Raw genomic sequence first — 13146 nt, 5'->3', positions numbered from 1 at the left:
CTTGAACCGCCAAGGGTAGCAAAGCCCAGGGGCTCAGTCCTCCGGCAAGCCGCGCAAGACCGCCCGGACCGCATCGCCATCGAAGCCGCGCCGCAGCAGCAGGTCAGCGGCCTTGCGCTGGGCCGCCAGGTCTTCCAGCCGCTCGGCCCCGAAGCGCCGCGCGACCAGGTCGGCGGCCAGCGCCCGCCAGTCGCCCTCGAAGGTTGCCAGGGCCCGTGCGACCTGGGCGCTGCCGAGCCCATGGGTTTCCAGCTCGACCTCGATGTAACGCGGCCCATAGCCGGACGCCACGCGAGTGCGGACCAGGGATTCGGCGAAACGGTCGTCGTCCTGCCAGCCCTCGCCGGCCAGGCGATCCAGCGCGGCAGCGGCGTCCTCGCTGCTGACCCCGCGGGCAACCAGCTTGCGGATCAGCTCCTTTCGCGAATGCTCGCGCCGCACCAGCAGCGCCAGGGCGCGCTGTACCGGAGTCGGCTCGGGGCGGCGGCGACGGCCTTTGCCGCTCGCCTGGGATGCGGGCAGATGCTCCTCATCCATGCAGACCTCTACTTGTGACGATGCGCATGCCGGGTGCGGACGCGGACGCGCTGAAACAGACAAGGGCGTCCGGAACGACGCCCCTGCCCTGATCCAACATCGCCCCATGCAGGCCGGCCCCGCCACTGACAGCGGCGCCGGCCCGCATGGAACCGATGAACTCAGTCGTCATCGCCTTCTACGTTTTCGCGGCCAGCGACTTCGGCGGGCTCGAACTTCTGGCGCAGTTCGGCTTCCAGCTTGGCCGCCACTTCAGGGTTCTCACGCAGGTAAGTGCGCGAGTTGTCCTTGCCCTGGCCGATGCGCTCGGAGCCGTAGCTGTACCAGGCGCCAGCCTTGTCGACGATCTTGGCCTCCACGCCCATGTCGATCAGCTCGCCTTCGCGGCTGATGCCCTCGCCGTAGAGGATCTCGGTGACGACCTGCTTGAACGGAGGGGCCATCTTGTTCTTGACCACCTTGATGCGGGTCTGGTTGCCGATGATCTCGTCCCCCTTCTTGATCGCACCGATGCGGCGAATGTCCAGGCGCACCGAGGCGTAGAACTTCAGGGCATTGCCGCCGGTGGTGGTTTCCGGGCTTTGGCCCGGCATCATCACGCCGATCTTCATGCGCAGCTGGTTGATGAAGACCACCAAGGTGTTGGAGCGCTTGATGTTGCCGGTCAGCTTACGCAGCGCCTGGCTCATCAGGCGCGCCTGCAGGCCTGGCAGCTGGTCACCCATCTCGCCCTCGATCTCGGCCTTCGGGGTCAGCGCGGCGACCGAGTCGATGACCACGATGTCCACCGAACCCGAGCGCACCAGCATGTCGGCGATTTCCAGCGCCTGCTCGCCGGTATCGGGCTGGGACAGCAGCAGGTCGTCGACGTTCACGCCCAGCTTGCCGGCGTAGATCGGATCCAGCGCGTGCTCGGCGTCGATGAAGGCCGCCGTGCCGCCCTGCTTCTGACACTGGGCGATGGCCTGCAGGGTCAAGGTCGTCTTGCCCGACGATTCCGGCCCATAGATTTCCACCACACGGCCCTTGGGCAGGCCACCGATCCCCAGGGCGATGTCCAGCATCAGCGAACCGGTCGGGATCACCTCGGTCGCCTCGATCACGCGGTCGCCCATGCGCATCACCGAGCCCTTGCCGAACTGGCGCTCGATCTGGGTCAGGGCCGCGGCCAGGGCGCGCTTCTTGTTCTCGTCCATTGTCAGTGTCCTCAAAGGGGTGGAAATCTGTTGGGAAGCAATCTACGGGGCGGCCATCGCACGGGTTGAGACCGGCCGTCTCGCATCGAAACTTATTGCGCTAGGCCCATCGGCGGCAGCGGACAACGCCGACACGCGTTGTGGGAAAACTCCTGTCTGCGGCGCGCGCTCACCGGTTAGGCCTGACCAGCCCGCAATACAGGCCTTCGATGGCGAACTCCTGGTCCGGCCTCACCTCGATGGGCGAATAGTCCGGATTGCGCGGCAGCAGGCGGATGGCATCGCGCCCGATCTTCAACAGCTTGACGGTGATTTCCTCATCGATGCGGGCCACCACGATCTGGCCACTGCGCGCATCGCCGGTGCGGTGCACGCCGATCAGGTCGCCCTCGAAGATGCCTTCGTCGCGCATCGAGTCGCCCTTGACCTTGAGCAGGTAGTCCGGCGAAGGCGAAAAGAACACCCGGTCCAGCACCACGTAGTCGTGGTGGTCGGCATCGGCGCCGATCGGCGCACCGGCCGCCACCCGGCCCAGCACCGGCAGGCGCAGGGCGGATTCCTCATTGGCCGGCGCGAAGGCCATCGCTGCCTGCGCCGGTTGCGGCGCCCGCAGCAGGCGGATGCCACGTGCCCGGCCCGGAATCCGCTCGATGGCGCCCGCGGCCTCCAGCGCTTCCAGATGGTACTGCGCGGCCCGCACGCCCTTGAAGCCCAGCGCACGGGCGATCTCCGTCTGCGACGGCGGCATGCCTTCGGCCTCGAGCCGTTCGGCGATCATGGCCAGGATGGCCTGCTGGGTGTCGGTGAGCTGCATGGTTAGTAGTATTACTACTAACACACGCCCCCTGCAAGCCCTGCCCTCACATTCGCCGGCGCTAGGCGGCGATCAGTCCATTCAACGCCGCCGCCACCGTCTGTCGGCGTACCGCGTCACGGTCCCCGTCGAACTGGTAGACCTCGGCGCGGGCGTAGCCGCCGCGGCGCTTCCAGCCGATCCAGACCATGCCGACCGGTTTGTCCGGGCTGCCGCCGCCGGGGCCGGCGATGCCGGTGACGGCCACGGCCACGCTGGCGCCGGAATTGACCAGGGCGCCGGACACCATCTCGATCACCGTCTCGCGGCTGACCGCGCCAAAGGTCTCCAGCGTCTGCGGGCGCACGCCCAGCAGTGCCTGCTTGGCCTCATAGCTGTAGGCGGCCATGCCGCAGTCGAAGAACGCCGAGGAGCCGGCAATGTCGGTCATGGCCTTGGCAATCCAGCCGCCGGTGCAGCTTTCGGCGGTGACCAGCATGTCGTGGCCCGCGCGCAGGTGCTGGCCGACGGAAACGGCCAACTGTTCGAGTTGGGAATCGGTGGGAGACATGGCGCGCCATGGCGTGGAGGTCTGTGAAGTATCCCAGATCGCGTCCATTCGCCTCGGCTGGCGTCCCATCCCCAGCCCTCCCGCAGTGCAGCATCGGCAGTCGATGTAATCGGTTACATTGACGCCCCTGCCGCGACCAGACGGCACTATCGATTCGCCATTTTGGGAAGGGAAACGGCATGACACGATCAGGCATCACGCGCCGCCAATTGCTGGTGGCCACGGGCGCGGCCACCCTGCTGTCGCAGGTTCCGATGGGCTTCGCGCTCGGGCGCACCCCGATCAAGGCGCCAGCCTTCATCGAAGACCTCATCGGCAAGATGACCCTGGAGGAGAAGGCCGGCCAGTTGACCCTGTTCGCGGCGGCCATGCAGAACGGCGCGGCGGCGGCGGCCAATCCGGTGACCGCCACCAGCGCGGTGACCGCGCAGATCGCGGCGGCCAAAGCCGGCCAACTGACCGGCGTGTTCAACAGCTCCAACGTGCTCTACCACGAGCGCCTGCAGAAGGCCGCCATGCGGAGCCGGCTGAAGATTCCGATGCTGTTCGCCGCCGACGTGATCCACGGCTTCACCACGGTGTTCCCGGTGCCGCTGGGCGAATCGGCCAGCTTCGAACCGGACCTGGCCCAGCGCACCGCGCGCGCGGCGGCGATGGAGGCCTCGGCGGTGGGCATCGATTGGACGTTCGCGCCGATGGTGGATATCGCCCGTGATGCGCGCTGGGGCCGCGGCGTGGAGGGCGCTGGCGAGGACGTCCTGCTGGGACGGCGCATGGCCCAGGCCCGGGTGCGCGGCTTCCAGGGCGACAAGGGCCTGGACGATCCGGAGGCCGTGGTCGCCTGTCCGAAACATTTCTGCGCCTATGGCGCGGCCGAGGGCGGCCTGGACTACAACACCACCGACGTGTCCGAGCGCGTCCTGCGGCAGACCTACTTCCCGCCGTTCCAGGCCGGTTTCGATGCCGGGGCGATGACCACCATGGCCTCGTTCAACGAGATCTCCGGCATCCCGGCCACGGCCAACAAATGGCTGCTGGACGATGTGCTGCGCGGCGAGTGGGACTTCAGCGGCGTGGTGGTGTCCGACTACACCGGCGATGAGGAGCTGATCGCGCATGGTTTCGCCCGCGACGGGCGCGACGCGACCCGGCTGGCGATCCTGGCCGGGGTGGACATGAGCATGCAGAGCGGCCTGTACCTGAAGCACCTGCCGGACCTGGTCAAGAGCGGTGAGGTGCCAATGGCGGTCATCGACCGCTCGGTGCGGCGCGTGCTGCAGCTCAAGGCGCAGCTGGGCCTGTTCGATGACCCGTTCCGCCGGATCAAGCCGCAGGCGCCTTCGCGTCAGCGCCTGCCCGAAACGCTCGAGCTCGCGCGCGAAGCCGCGCGCAAGTCCGTGGTGCTGCTGAAGAACGACGACGACATCCTGCCGCTGCGCTCCAGCGGCCAGCGCATCGCCCTGATCGGCCCGGTGGCGCAGGACTGGGACAGCACCAAGGGCCCGTGGACCCTGTTCAACGGTGACGACTCGGGCAGCGATCTGGCCCAGGGCATGAAGAGCGCGATGGCCGATGCCTCGCTGCTGCGCGTGGTGGCCGGCAGCGGCTATGCCACCGCGCTGGCCGGCGGCATCCAGGCCGCCGTCGAGGCGGCCCGTGCGTCCGATGTCGTCGTGATGGCCATCGGCGAGTCCCGCGATGATTCGGGCGAGGCGCACTCGCACACCTCCATCACCATTCCCAAGGTGCAACTGGACCTGCTGGACGCGGTGGCGGCCACGGGCAAGCCGGTGGTGGTCGTGCTCAGCAACGGGCGCGCATTGGCGCTGGACACGGTGGTGCCCAAGACCAAGGCCATCCTGGTCGCCTGGTTCCTCGGGTCATCCTCGGGTGCGGGGCTGGCCGACGTCCTGTTCGGCAAGACCGGGCCTTCCGGGCGCTTGCCGGTCAGTTTCCCGCGCGAGCCGGGCCAGGTGCCGTACTACTACGATCACAAGATCACCGGCCGCCCCGATCCCAAGCCCGAAGCGCTGACGGCGTTCAAGACCCACTACACGACCATCCCCAATTCGGCGCTATTCCCCTTCGGCCACGGCCTGACCTACGGGCGTCCCGAATACGGCGCGCTGGACATCGGCGATGGCAAGCTCCAGGCCGCTGGCACGCTGGAAGTGCGCGCCACCGTGCACAACCGCGGCGACCGCGCGGCCGAGGAGGTCGTGCAGCTCTACGTGCACGATCGGGCGGCCAGCATCACCCGCCCGATCCAGGAGCTGAAGGATTTCCGCAAGGTCGCCATCGCCGCCGGTGGCAGCGCCGAAGTGCGCTTCACCCTGCGCCGCGAGGATCTGCTGTTCATCGGCCAGGACCTCAAGCCGACGGTGGAACCGGGTGTCTTCGACCTGTGGGTCGCTCCCTCGGCCGAAGTGGACGGCCTGCACGCCACCTTCGAACTGCCGGCCTGATCCAGCGCGCAAGCCCGCGGCGCGGCGGGCCGCGCATGTCGCCGACCGCCGCATCCGGGGCATGACACCCCGGCTGCGGCGGCGCACGTTTTACAATCTGCGGTCACTTTCCCCCTGCGCTCCGATGTCCAAGACCGCGTCGCCCGAACACACCCCGCTGATGAAGCAGTTCTTCGCAGCCAAGTCCGAGTACCCGGACCTGCTGCTGTTCTTCCGCATGGGGGACTTCTACGAACTGTTCTACGACGACGCGCGCAAGGCCGCGCGGCTGCTGGACATCACTCTGACCCAGCGCGGCAGCTCCGGCGGCGCGCCGATCCCGATGGCCGGGGTGCCGGTGCATGCCTACGAAGGCTATCTGGCGCGGTTGGTGGCGCTGGGCGAATCGGTCGCGATCTGCGAGCAGATCGGCGACCCGGCGCTGGCCAAGGGCTTGGTCGAACGCAAGGTGGTGCGCATCGTTACCCCCGGCACGGTGACCGACGAGGCCCTGCTCAACGAGCGCCGCGACACGCTGCTGATGGCGCTTTCGCGCGGCAAATCCGGGTATGGACTGGCGTGGGCCGACCTGGCCGGCGGGCGCTTCCTGGTCAACGAAGTCGACAGCGACGACGCACTGGAAGCCGAACTGGCCCGCCTGGAGCCGGCCGAACTGCTGGTCCCCGACGAAGAAGGCTGGCCGCCCTTCCTGGCCACGCGCACCGGTGCGCGTCGCCGTGCGCCATGGTTGTTCGATGCCGACAGCGGCCGGCGCCAGCTCCTGCAGTTCTTCAGGCTGCATGACCTGACCGGCTTTGGCATCGAGGACAAGCCACAGGCCATCGCCGCCGCTGGCGCGCTGCTGGGCTATGTGGAGGAAACCCAGAGGTCGCAGCTGCCGCACCTGACCGCGATCGCCTTCGAGTCCTCGGGCGAGGCCATCGCGATGAACGCGGCCACGCGCCGCCATCTGGAGCTGGACACGCGCGTGGACGGCGACACCCGCCACACCCTGCTCGGCATCCTGGACAGCACGGTCACCCCGATGGGCGGGCGCCTGCTGCGCCGCTGGCTGCATCGCCCGCTGCGCGACCGCAGCGTGCTGCACCAGCGTCACCACGCGGTGGAGACGCTGATCGACCGCGGTACCGAGGCGGACCTGCGCGACGCCTTCCGCGCCTTCGGTGACGTCGAACGGATCCTCACCCGCGTGGCGCTGCGCTCGGCGCGCCCGCGCGATCTGTCCACGCTGCGCAACAGCCTGGCCCTGCTGCCGCGCTTGCGCGAACTGCTGGGGCCGCTGGATTCGCCGCGCCTGGGCGCGCTGGCCGCGGCGATGGGCGAGCACGACGCCACCGCGCATCTGCTGGTCACCGGCGTGGCCGAACAGCCGCCGCTCAAACTCACCGATGGCGGGGTGATCGCCGCCGGCTTCGATGCCGAGCTGGACGAACTGCGCCAGCTGTCCACCAACGCCGACCAGTTCCTGATCGACCTGGAGACCCGCGAGCGCGAGACCAGCGGCATCGCCACGCTGAAAGTGGGCTACAACCGCGTCCACGGCTATTACATCGAGATCAGCAAGGGCCAATCGGACAAGGCGCCGGTGCATTACACGCGTCGGCAGACCCTGACCAATGCCGAGCGCTACATCACCGAAGAGTTGAAGACCTTCGAGGACAAGGTCCTGTCGGCACGCGAGCGCGCCCTGTCGCGCGAACGCGTGCTGTACGAGCAGCTGCTGGACGCGCTCAACGAAGTGATCGAACCGCTCAAGCGCTGCGCCCTGGCCTTGAGCGAGCTGGACGTGCTGTGCGCCTTCGCCGAGCGCGCCCAGGCGCTGGACTGGACGCGTCCGGCGTTGTCCGATGCGCCGTGCCTGGTGATCGAACGCGGCCGCCATCCGGTGGTCGAGGCCGTGCGCAGCGAACCGTTCGAGCCCAATGATCTGCGCCTGGACGGCAGTGATACCGCCGAGGCACGGCGCATGCTCGTCATCACCGGCCCCAACATGGGCGGCAAGTCGACCTACATGCGCCAGAACGCGCTGATCGTGCTGCTGGCGCATATCGGCAGCTTCGTGCCGGCCTCACGCGCACAGATCGGCCCGATCGACCGCATCCTCACCCGCATCGGCGCCGGCGACGACTTGGCCAAGGGCCAGTCCACCTTCATGGTGGAAATGGCCGAGACCAGCTACATCCTGCATCACGCCACGCGCGAATCGCTGGTACTGATGGACGAGATCGGGCGCGGCACCTCGACCTACGACGGCCTGGCCCTGGCCGACGCCGTCGCCCGCCACCTGGCCCACGCCAACCGGTGTTACACGCTCTTCGCCACGCACTACTTCGAATTGACGGCGCTGGCCGGCGAGACCGTCGAAGGCGGCCCGAGCGGGATTGCGAATGTGCACCTGGATGCCGTCGAGCACGGCGAGTCGCTGGTGTTCATGCATGCGGTGAAGGATGGCGCGGCCAACCGCAGCTTCGGCCTGCAGGTGGCCGCCTTGGCCGGCCTGCCGCGCACCACCCTGGCCCAGGCGCGTCGTCGCCTGGCCGAGCTCGAACAGCGCGGCAGCGACACCCAGGCCTCGACCATGGCGCCCACCGCGCTGGATGCGCCACAGCAGTTCGGCCTGTTCGCGCCCGCGCCTTCAGCGGCGCAGGACGCCCTGGCCGCGCTGGATCCCGATGAGCTGACTCCCAAGCAGGCGCTCGAGGCGCTGTACCGGCTCAAGGCGCTGCTGTAACGCGACACAGGCCCCGTGGGAGCCAGCACGCTGGCGATGGCGCGTTCCACTGAAGGCCCATCGCCGCCGTGGCGGCTCCCACAAGGCGATGGCGCTTTCCGCTGAAGGTCCAGCGCCGCCGTGGCGGCTCCCACAACATGGGCCTGCATGTCTGCGTCGAGGCGAGCGCCAGACGTATCGCGCGTTGAAGGGGTTGGTCAGGCCGCAGCGGCCGGCGGCATGTTCGGGTTGGGATGCTGCGGTGCCAGCGCGTTGTCGATCTCCATCGCCCGCAGCGCGGCCGGACGCGACATGTGCGCCTGCACGAAGGCGACGAAGGCCGGGCGCGGCGCGAGCGCGCCGATGCGCAGGTAATAGCCAATGCAGGCGGCGGCATACAGATCGACCGCGGTGAAGTGATCGCCGGCCAGGTGCTTGCGTCCCTCCACCGCCTGCTCCAGCGCGCGCAGCACATCCTCCTCACGTCCGTAGCCGGCACTGACCGGTTCGCAGAGCGCTCCGGCCTCCCTGGCCGTCATCAGCGACTCGAAAGGACCCGCCAGGAAGAACAGCCAGCGGAAATACGCCGCACGCGTCGGCGAATCCTCCGGCGGCGCCAGACGCCGCTCGGGCACCAGCTCGGCCAGGTAGGCGCAGATGGCGGCGTTCTCGGTGACCACCGCCTCGCCGTGGCGCAGGGCCGGCACCTTGCCCATCGGATTGATCGCCAGATACTCGGGCGACTTCATGCCCGTGCCGTAGTCGAGGATCCGCGCCTCATACGGCAGGCCGGTCTCTTCGATCATCCAGCGCGCGACGCGGCCGCGCGACAGCGGATGGGTATAGAGGGTCAGGGTCTCGCTCATGGCAACGCTCCGTCACAGGTGAGGCGCCAGTGTCCGGTGCTCCTGCTGACAGCTTCTGTCAGGAGTCGCTGCCGTAGCCGGTGGCCGTGCGCCAGCGCTTGATCAGCACATGCCGACGCGAGGGGTAGCGCTCGCCGGTATCGACCAGGTCGATGACGCGATCGGCGCGAAAGTGGCGAAAATCCCGGCGCAGCTCGCACCACGCCGCCAGCATGCCCAGCCCCTCCATGAAGGCCATCGCGAACGGCCAGATCAGGCGCTGGGTGGGCTGGCCCGCGCCATCCGCGTAGTCCATGCGCAGCACGTGCTCCAGGCGCATCCCCAGGCGCAGCGTCGGCAGCCACGGCGCATCCGGTGGCGGTTCGCGCGGGGTGGGCACCAGCAGGCCCGTGGTCTCGATCGACAGCCGCGCGGCGGCCGGCAGCGTCGCACCGATGCGCGTCATGGCCCGTTCGGCCGCCTGTGCCAGCGCCGTGTCCGGCTGTCGAGTGACCCAGCGCGCGCCCAGCGCCAGGGCCTCCAGTTCGTCCTCGCTGAAGTTCAGCGGCGGCAGCAGGAATCCGGGAAGCAGCACGTAGCCCACCCCGGGATCGCCGAGGATGTCCGCGCCCTGCCCGCGCAACGTGGCGATGTCGCGGTACAGCGTGCGCAGGCTGACGCCGAGCGCCTCGGCCAGGCGCGCGCCGGCCACGGGACGACGACGCCCGCGCAGGGCATCGAGCAGGTGCAGCAGGCGGGTGGCGCGCGAGGACATCGCGACAGGATAGAGCCCGGCGTCGCGTTGCAGGAACGTGGCGTGACACGCGAATGCCGGGTGCGCTGGGTGGCCGAGGTGGACGGAGGTCCGGTAAGTTCGGCATTCCCCCGAACCCGAAGGATTCCCTGTCATGAACGATGCGCTTTCCGGCTTGGCCGGCACCCTTTTCCAGCAGTTGCAGGGCGCGCCGCTGCAGCAGATGTCCTCGCAACTGGGCACCGACCCGGCCCAGACCCGCAACGCCATCGCCACCGCGCTGCCGATGTTGTTCGCCGCGCTGGGCCGCAACGCGCAGCAGCCCCAGGGCGCCGAGGCGCTGCTGGGCGCCCTGCAGCGCGACCACGCCCAGGCCGCATCGGGCTTCGACCTGGGCAGTCTGGTGGGCGCGGTGCTCGGCGCTGGCGGTGGTCGTCAGACCGACGGGGCTGGAATCCTGGGGCACATCTTCGGCGGCAGCACCCCAATGGCCGCCAACGGCCTGGGCCAGGCCACGGGCCTGGGCGGTGACAAGGCCGGCCAGCTCCTGCAACTGCTGGCACCGGTGGTGCTGTCGTTCCTGGCGCAGCGCTTCCTGGGTGGCAATGGCCAGGGCGACGCCGACCAACTCGGGCAGGCGCTGGGCCAGGAACGCGCCCAGGTGCAGCAGTCCGGGGGGCTGGCCGGAGGGCTGCTGGGCAAGCTGCTGGACCAGGATGGCGATGGCGACCTGGACGTCGGCGACCTGCTCAAGCTCGGCGGTGGCCTGTTTCGCGGGCGCTGAGCCAGCGATAGTCGGGCCCTATCAAAAATCGCACAAATTTCAATTTTCTTTTGTCATCGCCGCTGCCTATGGTGAGACCTCATCCGCACACGCGAGGCCTGCCATGCGCCAACTCCCGATGACGCCCTTCGCCAGCCCCGCCACCTGCGATGTGTTGCCGATGCCCTGCTGACCGGGGCCTCGCTTCTCCACCCCCACACCCCTGAACGTCCGCGCCTGCGCGTGCGGCCGCGTCTCCTGTGCGCTCCAAACGAGGTAGCCAAGCCATGAACATCGAAGCCAAATGTCCGTTCAACCACGCCGCGGGCGGCGGCACCAGCAACCAGGACTGGTGGCCCAAGCGGCTGCGGGTGGAGCTGCTGGCCCAGCATTCGATCAAGTCCGATCCCCTGGGCAGTGCGTTCAACTACGCCGAGGCGTTCAAGCAGCTCGATTACACGGCGCTCAAGCAGGATCTCAAGGCGCTGATGACCGATTCGCAGGACTGGTGGCCGGCCGACTTCGGCCACTACGGGCCCTTGTTCATCCGCATGGCCTGGCATAGCGCCGGCACCTACCGCGTGCAGGACGGACGCGGCGGCGGCGGCCGCGGCCAGCAGCGCTTCGCTCCGCTCAACAGCTGGCCGGACAACGTGAGCCTGGACAAGGCCCGCCGCCTGCTGTGGCCGATCAAGCAAAAGTATGGGCAGTCCATCTCCTGGGCCGACCTGATGATCCTCACCGGCAACGTCGCGCTGGAATCGATGGGCTTCAAGACCTTCGGTTTCGCCGGTGGCCGCGAGGACACCTGGGAGCCGGACCAGGACGTGTACTGGGGCACCGAGACCACCTGGCTGGGCGGCGACGAACGCTACGCCCACGGTTCGCCCGGTGTGGACAAGCCAGGCGATGAAGCGGTGCTGGTCTCCGACGACGATGCCGATGGCGACGAACACTCGCGCAAGCTGGAAAATCCGCTGGCCGCGGTGCAGATGGGCCTGATCTACGTCAATCCCGAAGGCCCGGACGGCAATCCCGATCCGCTCAAGGCCGCTTACGACATCCGCGACACCTTTGGCCGGATGGCGATGAACGATGAGGAGACCGTCGCCCTGATCGCCGGCGGCCACAGCTTCGGCAAGACCCATGGCGCCGGCCCGGCTGACCACGTCGGCCACGAACCCGAAGCCGGCGACCTGGAACAGCAGGGCCTGGGCTGGCACAACACCTTCGGCAGCGGCAAGGGCGCCGACACCATCACCTCCGGCCTGGAAGTCACCTGGACCACCACCCCGGCGCAGTGGAGCCACGACTTCTTCAAGCACCTGTTCGGCTACGAGTGGGAGTTGAGCAAGAGCCCTGCCGGCGCGCACCAGTGGGTGGCCAAGGACGCGCAAGCCACCATCCCCGATCCGCACGGCACCGGCAAGCGCCTGCCGACCATGCTGACCACCGACCTGGCCCTGCGCATGGACCCGGCCTACGAGAAGATCTCGCGCCGCTTCCTGGATCATCCGGAGGAGTTCGCCGACGCCTTCGCGCGCGCCTGGTTCAAGCTGACCCACCGCGACATGGGGCCCAAATCGCGCTACCTGGGCCCGGAAGTGCCGGCCGAGGACCTACTGTGGCAGGACCCGATCCCGGCCTCGACCACGGCGCTGGACGCAGCGGACATCGACGCGCTCAAGGGCAGGATCGCAGCCTCTGGCCTGAGTGTGGCCGAGCTGGTCTCCACCGCCTGGGCCTCGGCCTCGACCTTCCGCGGCTCGGACAAGCGCGGTGGCGCCAACGGCGCGCGCATCGCCCTGGCACCGATGAAGGACTGGAAGGCCAACCAGCCCGCGCAACTGTCCAAGGTGCTGGCCAAGCTGAAGGAGATCGGCCAGGACTTCGGCAAGCCGGTCTCGCTGGCCGACCTGATCGTGCTCGGCGGCGGCGTGGGGGTGGAGCAGGCGGCCAAGGCCGCGGGCCATGACATCACCGTGCCGTTCCATCCGGGCCGTGGCGACGCGACCCAGGAACAGACCGATGTGGAATCGGTCGGCATGCTCGAGCCCAAGGCCGATGGCTTCCGCAACTACCTGGCCGGCGGCATCGGCGTGGCCGGCGAAGCGCTGCTGATCGACAAGGCCCAACTGCTGACCCTGACCGCGCCGGAGATGACCGTGCTGGTTGGCGGCCTGCGCGTGCTGGGTGCCAATGTCGATGGCGTGGCCCATGGCGTGTTCACCGACAAGCCGGGCACGTTGAGCAACGACTTCTTCGTCAACCTGCTGGACATGGGCACCGCGTGGCAGGCGACCTCGCGCAATACCTACCAGGGCACCGACCGCAACACCGGCGCCAAGACCTGGACGGCCACGCGCGCCGATCTGGTGTTCGGCTCCAACGCCATCCTGCGCGCCCTGGCCGAGGTCTATGCCGGCGCCGATGCCAAGGAGAAGTTCATCAAGGACTTCGTCGCGGCCTGGACCAAGGTGATGGAGCTGGACCGCTTCGACCTGAAGTAAGC

10 protein-coding genes are annotated in these 13146 nt (G+C 68.6%); 4 read left to right on the top strand and 6 right to left on the bottom strand.

What is annotated here, in order from left to right; all coding sequences use genetic code 11:
* Positions 1–33: 33 nt before the first annotated feature.
* From PJ250_RS14295 to PJ250_RS14280, 4 genes are all read right to left on the bottom strand, one after another.
* Positions 34–537: a regulatory protein RecX gene (locus PJ250_RS14295; RefSeq protein WP_271645243.1), complete on the bottom strand. Its 504-nt coding sequence runs from the start codon at positions 535–537 to the stop codon at positions 34–36.
* A 161-nt stretch (positions 538–698) separates the two neighbouring features.
* Positions 699–1733, bottom strand: coding sequence for a recombinase RecA (recA, locus tag PJ250_RS14290; protein ID WP_271645242.1), 1035 nt, complete (start codon positions 1731–1733; stop codon positions 699–701).
* Between the two features lie 169 nt (positions 1734–1902).
* Complete coding sequence (gene lexA / locus PJ250_RS14285; RefSeq protein ID WP_271645241.1) at positions 1903–2547, bottom strand: transcriptional repressor LexA; 645 nt, start codon at positions 2545–2547, stop codon at positions 1903–1905.
* Positions 2548–2608: 61 nt separating this feature from the next.
* Positions 2609–3097, bottom strand: coding sequence for a CinA family protein (locus PJ250_RS14280; protein ID WP_271645240.1), 489 nt, complete (start codon positions 3095–3097; stop codon positions 2609–2611).
* Positions 3098–3276: 179 nt separating this feature from the next.
* Here PJ250_RS14280 and PJ250_RS14275 point away from each other — a divergent pair, with 179 nt between their 5' ends.
* Positions 3277–5562 (top strand): glycoside hydrolase family 3 N-terminal domain-containing protein, encoded by a 2286-nt coding sequence (locus PJ250_RS14275; protein ID WP_271645239.1) that lies wholly within the window; start codon positions 3277–3279, stop codon positions 5560–5562.
* Positions 5563–5686: 124 nt separating this feature from the next.
* Entirely contained in the window at positions 5687–8293 is a 2607-nt protein-coding gene (gene mutS, locus PJ250_RS14270; protein WP_271645238.1) for a DNA mismatch repair protein MutS, read from the top strand.
* Between the two features lie 197 nt (positions 8294–8490).
* On the opposite strand, the gene PJ250_RS14265 is transcribed toward mutS, so the two are convergent.
* Positions 8491–9138, bottom strand: coding sequence for a glutathione S-transferase family protein (locus PJ250_RS14265; protein WP_271645237.1), 648 nt, complete (start codon positions 9136–9138; stop codon positions 8491–8493).
* Positions 9139–9196: 58 nt separating this feature from the next.
* Positions 9197–9892, bottom strand: a complete 696-nt coding sequence (locus PJ250_RS14260; RefSeq protein WP_271645236.1) for a helix-turn-helix transcriptional regulator — start codon at positions 9890–9892, stop codon at positions 9197–9199.
* A 133-nt stretch (positions 9893–10025) separates the two neighbouring features.
* Here PJ250_RS14260 and PJ250_RS14255 point away from each other — a divergent pair, with 133 nt between their 5' ends.
* On the top strand, positions 10026–10655 hold the full coding sequence (locus PJ250_RS14255; RefSeq protein WP_271645235.1) for a DUF937 domain-containing protein: 630 nt from the start codon (positions 10026–10028) through the stop codon (positions 10653–10655).
* A gap of 266 nt (positions 10656–10921) precedes the next feature.
* Positions 10922–13144, top strand: a complete 2223-nt coding sequence (gene katG, locus PJ250_RS14250; RefSeq protein ID WP_271645234.1) for a catalase/peroxidase HPI — start codon at positions 10922–10924, stop codon at positions 13142–13144.
* The last annotated feature ends 2 nt before the right edge of the window (positions 13145–13146 follow it).

Source organism: Pseudoxanthomonas sp. JBR18, from assembly GCF_028198165.1.
Lineage (GTDB): Bacteria > Pseudomonadota > Gammaproteobacteria > Xanthomonadales > Xanthomonadaceae > Pseudoxanthomonas_A.
The sequence above is the reverse complement of the archived record's forward strand: the minus strand, read 5'-3'. Positions and strand labels throughout refer to the sequence as shown.

Excerpts from the sequence above, each read along its gene's own strand:
- PJ250_RS14295 (WP_271645243.1), bottom strand. The coding sequence starts at position 537 with ATGGATGAGGAGCATCTGCCCGCATCCCAGGCGAGCGGCAAAGGCCGT.
- PJ250_RS14275 (WP_271645239.1), top strand. The coding sequence starts at position 3,277 with ATGACACGATCAGGCATCACGCGCCGCCAATTGCTGGTGGCCACGGGC.
- PJ250_RS14265 (WP_271645237.1), bottom strand. The coding sequence starts at position 9,138 with ATGAGCGAGACCCTGACCCTCTATACCCATCCGCTGTCGCGCGGCCGC.
- katG (WP_271645234.1), top strand. The coding sequence starts at position 10,922 with ATGAACATCGAAGCCAAATGTCCGTTCAACCACGCCGCGGGCGGCGGC.
- recA (WP_271645242.1), bottom strand. The coding sequence starts at position 1,733 with ATGGACGAGAACAAGAAGCGCGCCCTGGCCGCGGCCCTGACCCAGATC.
- PJ250_RS14280 (WP_271645240.1), bottom strand. The coding sequence starts at position 3,097 with ATGTCTCCCACCGATTCCCAACTCGAACAGTTGGCCGTTTCCGTCGGC.
- PJ250_RS14260 (WP_271645236.1), bottom strand. The coding sequence starts at position 9,892 with ATGTCCTCGCGCGCCACCCGCCTGCTGCACCTGCTCGATGCCCTGCGC.
- PJ250_RS14255 (WP_271645235.1), top strand. The coding sequence starts at position 10,026 with ATGAACGATGCGCTTTCCGGCTTGGCCGGCACCCTTTTCCAGCAGTTG.
- mutS (WP_271645238.1), top strand. The coding sequence starts at position 5,687 with ATGTCCAAGACCGCGTCGCCCGAACACACCCCGCTGATGAAGCAGTTC.
- lexA (WP_271645241.1), bottom strand. The coding sequence starts at position 2,547 with ATGCAGCTCACCGACACCCAGCAGGCCATCCTGGCCATGATCGCCGAA.